Origin of the sequence: Cereibacter changlensis JA139 (genome assembly GCF_003034985.1) — a bacterium.
GTDB classification, from domain to species: domain Bacteria; phylum Pseudomonadota; class Alphaproteobacteria; order Rhodobacterales; family Rhodobacteraceae; genus Cereibacter; species Cereibacter changlensis.
The window spans coordinates 1-2,157 of record NZ_PZKG01000292.1; the positions used below are offsets into that span (position 1 = coordinate 1).

Sequence of the window (2,157 nt, forward strand, 5' to 3'; positions counted from 1 at the left end):
GTCCTTCTCCGTCGCCGGCGCATGGCCCTCGAGCATCGTGGAGAAGGTCTCGTTGTCGACGCGCTCGGCGAAAGCGGTCTGGCCGGCGGCGGCCAGCTCTTCCGCCGCCTTCCCGAACCAGCTCGCCGCGGCTTCGGCCTCGGGGGAGCCGGCGATGTAATAGCCTTCCGCCTGATAGTACCCGCTGCCCGCAGCGCCGGCCGAGACGTTGCTCACCGACATCATAGCAGGGTTCCTTCTTCTTCACCTTCCGCGGTCAAGGGTGAGCCGGCGGATGGGGTAGGGATCGGGGCAGGGGCAGAGCCAGGGGCAGCGCCGCGGGCGTGGGAACCCGAGGGGAAGGAGAAGATCATCGCCGTCTGGCCCGCGTCCTCTGCGGCGCGGCGCACGTCCTGATAGCGCGGCACCACCAGCCCGCCGGCGGCGGCGCCGGGTTTGCGGGGCCTGCTGCCCATCATCGCGTCGACATTGGGCGTCAGGCGGAACACCGGCTTTTCATGGCCTTCGGCCCGCTGGCGATAGTAGTGATCCCACATCAGATCGGCGTCGACGTTGGGCAGGGCGGCCACGAACTTCCCGCTCGTGCTGTCGAACTGCGGCTCCGTCGCTTCCCTCCGCCACGCCTCGAACGCCGCGAGCTGCTGGCCCACCGGCCACGCCACGAACTTCGCCCGCAGCTCGGCTTCGACCTGGCTCAGCAACTGGGGCGCATAGTGTTCCGGGAGCGAAGCTTCATCCGCGGCCGGGGCAGGGGCCCTGTTCGGGTCCATGCCGTCCAGATCAAAGCCCGCGCCCTGATAGGGCACGAGCTTTTCTGCGCGCGGTTCGGTGTCGACCGGATCGAACCTGACCTTGGCCGTGGGCGCGTCATAGGCGAAGCGGATGAACGCCTCGAACTGCGGCAGCGCCTGGATCTCCGAGGCGGTGACGATGGGCCGCTCGACGCGCTGGCTGATGAAGGCCACGCCGTCCCGGCTTTCGTGGGCGCCGAAGGACAGGTTCTCGCGTTGCTCGACCACATCCTCGAAGCCGAGAGAGTCCGAGAAGAGCTTTGCGGTCCGGGCGTCGGGGGTGTTGAACACCACCCGGTTGTTGAGCGTGCCGCTGATCGACTGCGCGCCCTTTTCGCCGTAGATGTCCTCCAACTGCGCGTAGACCTGATAGCCCAGCACGAACGCGCCGCCGAACTGCCGGATCTCCGCCAGCTTCGAGACGAGGAAGGGCAGGCGGTTCAGCGTCGGAACCTCGTCGATGAAGAACCACAGCGACGGATCACGCTTTTCGTCGCAGGTCATCAGGGCATTCGCCGCGACCTCGATGATGGTCGAGATGATGTTGCGGGTGGCGGCCGAGTGTTCGGCGTCGCCGGTCAGGAACACGAAGCCCGGCCGGTCCGATTTCACCCATTCCCTGACCGAAAAGGGTTCGCCATCGTCGCGCAGGAACTCCAGAAACCGCAGCGAGGCGATCATGTTCGCCCGGATCGACGCCGAGGTTTTTTCGACATGCTGGCCGAAGAAGTGCTGCCCGGGCGTGCCCGCCAGCAGCTTCTCCAGCTCCTCCGCCTTGATCGTCATGATGGCGCGGCGCAAATCTCTGTTCGTCGGCCTCTTGGCCCTGATGAGCGAGCGCGCGGCATATTCGAACACCAGCCGCGCGGTTTGGCTCCAGAAAGGATCGTGCTCTCCGGGCCGGACCGGGATCATCACCTCGGCGATCTGCGCCAGCGCCTCCGGGGTCCGTGCTTCCAGAAACGGCGACCAGACATGTGAGCGGGCATCGAAGGGGTTGATGATGATGTCGGTGGCCGGGTCATAGAAGTCCCGCACCAGTGCGCCCATCTTGTCGTAGACCACCGCGCGACCGTTATGGCCGCGCACGGTCCGCAGCATTTCCTTGAAGCCGTTGGTCTTCCCGACCCCCACTGTCCCGAAGATCCCGGTCTGCGCCTCGACAGCGTTCGGCGGGAAGGGAATGCCGGCGATGGTGTAGGGCGGGCCCTTCTTGGCGTCCCGCCCGAACTTCCGGCGATAGCTGCGCCACTTCCGCCTGGACCAGCCGACCAGCTCGCCCTGGGAGATCAGCCGGCTGCCACGCACATGCTCGTTCTGACCGATGCCCTGACCGGCATAGGCGAACACCCCGCCGCTGAGCAGG

General features: G+C 66.6%; 2 protein-coding genes. Both read right to left on the bottom strand.

What is annotated here, in order from left to right; all coding sequences use genetic code 11:
- Nucleotides 1-225: relaxase domain-containing protein (locus C5F48_RS23340; RefSeq protein WP_181247765.1), on the bottom strand; the 225-nt coding region annotated here is incomplete at its 3' end.
- On the bottom strand, nt 222-2,157 hold a 1,936-nt coding region (locus C5F48_RS23345), incomplete at its 5' end, for a type IV secretion system DNA-binding domain-containing protein (RefSeq protein ID WP_107666075.1). The genes C5F48_RS23345 and C5F48_RS23340, both read right to left, overlap by 4 nt.